We start from the raw sequence: 3208 nt of genomic DNA on the forward strand, positions 1-3208 counted from the left end.
GACTAATTAATTTTAAAATTACATTTAGAAGGGGAAGAATATATGAGTAATGAAGAGAAGATATTACCAGATTATGGACTTATTAAACCTATAACAATTCATCCTGATTCTAAAGTACCATATTCACTAAGTGCAGTATCAACTGATGAGGAATATGATCTTTATTTTCGCTTACAGCGGAATGCATTAGATCTATTAGAATGGTCAAAAAGTTGTATAGATATATATGAAAATCACATTAAAGATTTAGAGGAAACTAATTTAACTGATAGGGAAAAATATGAAATAATAAAAGGTTGGGGAAATATTTTTCAAATTGCTTTAGAGAATTGGATAAAATCCTGTGAGAAAGAATAGGGAGAAGAAAAAATGACAACTAGGATTGATATTAATACAGCTTCGTATGAAAGAGCGGTATTTCGGTGGAAACAAGGGCATCAAGTGTTCCATATTATTTTGGTATGTATGAATACATTATTAGATGATGCTATAAAAGCAGTGGAATATAGAGATTTTATTAAGTTACAATCTATTCTTGGCCGTCTTTCAACTCTTTATGATGCAGCGACTGTTTCCATGAAGTATACTGTGAGTTTTCCAGTCGAATCTTATGAAGAGTTTATAAGGCCTTCTATGATGCCTCCTTTCCTGAGCCCAGGATTTAGTGGAACTCAAAATAAAGAGCATAAAATTATGATAGAAGGGTTTAAAGAATTGCATGAAACCTTAGCAAACCATCTCGGTCCTAAGGGCGAATGGCCTGCTGCTATAATAGAGTCTTGGGAAGAATTATCAAAGGCTCAAGTAAGGAATCGGAAGAATCATGGTTTCGTTTGTCGAGAGTTTGTAGATGATGGTGTTTCATTGCTTAAGGATTTTTATAAAAATAAAGAACACTTAAAATAAATTAAGGAAAGAAGGAATTGAATTGATTACTGTAATGGAGACTTGGTATTTGAAATTAGAATTAAAAGATCGAGCAATTGAATTAATGCAACAAATGGATGATTTATTAGGTCCAGCTGCACATGAACATCCTGGTTGGGCAGGGCATGCATCATTTTATCAAGATGATAGTGAATTGAATAAAATAAAAGTAATATATCCTTGGAAAAGCAAAGAGCTTCATGTAGATTTAGCTAATCAAGAAGAAAAGTTATTAATTGAGTTCAATCAAAATTATTGTATCAAGCCGAGAGAAATACATTATTATCATGAGTTAGAAGTCGAAGTTGAGCATGATCATCATCATCATCATCATGTTACTAAATAATACAAATAAGTAGCAATTTACTAGGGAATGTGAAGGGATCGTTATCTATTAATCAAAATAAAATAAATATTTAAGGAGGTTATAGTATGACTAATTCCATAAAGAATTTGGGGGACTGGAACCCTGCACAATTTGAGGAACATGGTATAGAGTTACTTGGAATGATTCGTGAACACTTTGAAAAAATACGTGAAATCCCTGTAACTTCTAATATTTCTCCAAATGATTTACTAGCGATGCTGGATCAACCATTGCCAGAACATTCTCAATCATTTGAGGTAATAATGAACGACACATGGGAGAAAATTATTCCTCATTTGACTCATTGGAATCATCCTTCTTTCCATGGATATTTCAGTACTTCAGCTAGTTCTCCTGGAATTCTAGCTGATCTTTTAATCTCTTCTTTAAATGTAAATGCTTTGGTGTGGAAAGCAGCTCCAGCTGCTTCGGCATTAGAAAAAGTTATACTCAAGTGGATCGCAGAAATGGTGGGATATACTCCAGCTGCGGAGGGGGTTTTATTAAATGGAGCTTCATTAGCGACTTTTTATGCGTTGGTTGCAGCTAGGGATCAAAGTACCGAGATAGATATAAGAACAAAGGGACTAATTGAGAGTCGAGTTTCTAAGATGCGTATTTATACTTCCGATCAGGCACATAGTTCAGTTGATAAAGCAGCTATAGCATTAGGAATTGGAACGGATAATGTAGTCCATATTTCTACGAATGGAAAATATCAAATGATGGAGGATCAACTTGAAAAAGCTATTCAAGATGATTTAAATAATGGTTATTGTCCCATAGCGGTTGTCGCTACTGCAGGTACAACTGCTACAGGAGCTATAGATCCTATTTTGAAAATTTCTCAAATTTGTAAGAAATATAACATTTGGCTTCATGTTGATGCTGCTTATGGAGGGTTTTGGAATTTAGTTCCAGATGTAAAGGAGAATACTGAAGATTTCTGTGTAGCAGATTCACTGGTTGTCAACCCTCATAAGTGTCTATATACACCTTTGGAAGTTACTACATTGTTTTGTAAGAGAAGAGGAGCTCTATCAAATAGCTTTCGCCTAGTTCCTGATTATTTACAAACTGAAAGAGAAGATGGTTCAGTTGATTATATGGATTATTCATTGCAACTAGGACGTAGTTTTCGAGCTCTTAAGATTTGGTGGATTATTAGAAGTTTTGGAAAAGATGGTTTATCAAAACGTCTTGAAGAAAGTATTCGTCAGGCTCGATGGTTGGAATCTGAAATAAATAAACATCCTGAATTTGAATGTACAGCCTCTTCACCTTATGCACTTATTTGTTTGCGGTATTTTCCTTATGAATTAAAAGAAAGGCTGAAAGATGCAAACGAGCAGCAAAAGATTATACTACAGAAATATATTGATGAGCTTAATCAATTATTACTTACAAGGCTTAATCAATCTAAAAAGACCTTTGTTTCTCATGCGACTATTAAAGATGGGTATGTTATTCGAATTTCTATAGGTAATATTCATACTACTGCTGAGGATATAGAAAGTCTATGGAACTTAATTCAGGAAGTTGCAAAAGATGTGAAGAAAAAAATTCCTGCTCCTGATAAATGGCTAGCTGAAATTAGTAAATGAAACGTTTTTTTGGATATATATTAACTGGATTCCCCTCAAATTTTAGATATATACTCTCCTTAAATCGTTATTTCATTTCACCTGATTACTTTTTTGCATATGTGACAAGAAATAAATCTTGCCTCATATGCAAATTTTTTTGATTTATAACGTCTCTGTTTGAGCTCGCCAATAAAATTTCATTTGGTGATAAATCTTAAATGCTAGAATGTATCCTTCGATTGTTATAAAACTTGTTGTATAATATAACCTGTATTTTCGCCTGTACAATGCAAACTAAGGTAGATGGTACACGTCTATAATAGAGAGG

At 33.4% G+C, this 3208-nt stretch carries 4 protein-coding genes; all 4 read left to right on the top strand.

Annotated elements, in window-relative coordinates:
- The first annotated feature begins 42 nt into the window (after nt 1-42).
- The 4 genes from ABWK52_RS23995 (at nt 43) to ABWK52_RS24010 (ending at nt 2898) form a co-directional block, all read left to right on the top strand.
- Nucleotides 43-357 (top strand): hypothetical protein, encoded by a 315-nt coding sequence (locus tag ABWK52_RS23995; protein ID WP_098508601.1) that lies wholly within the window; start codon nt 43-45, stop codon nt 355-357.
- Between the two features lie 12 nt (nt 358-369).
- Nucleotides 370-906, top strand: a complete 537-nt coding sequence (locus ABWK52_RS24000; protein ID WP_098508600.1) for a hypothetical protein — start codon at nt 370-372, stop codon at nt 904-906.
- A 22-nt stretch (nt 907-928) separates the two neighbouring features.
- Entirely contained in the window at nt 929-1273 is a 345-nt protein-coding gene (locus ABWK52_RS24005) for a hypothetical protein (protein WP_255289045.1), read from the top strand.
- Nucleotides 1274-1359: 86 nt separating this feature from the next.
- Complete coding sequence (locus ABWK52_RS24010; RefSeq protein WP_098508598.1) at nt 1360-2898, top strand: pyridoxal phosphate-dependent decarboxylase family protein; 1539 nt, start codon at nt 1360-1362, stop codon at nt 2896-2898.
- The last annotated feature ends 310 nt before the right edge of the window (nt 2899-3208 follow it).

Source organism: Bacillus sp. AP50, from assembly GCF_040492675.1.
Taxonomy (GTDB): Bacteria; Bacillota; Bacilli; order Bacillales; family Bacillaceae_G; genus Bacillus_A; species Bacillus_A cereus.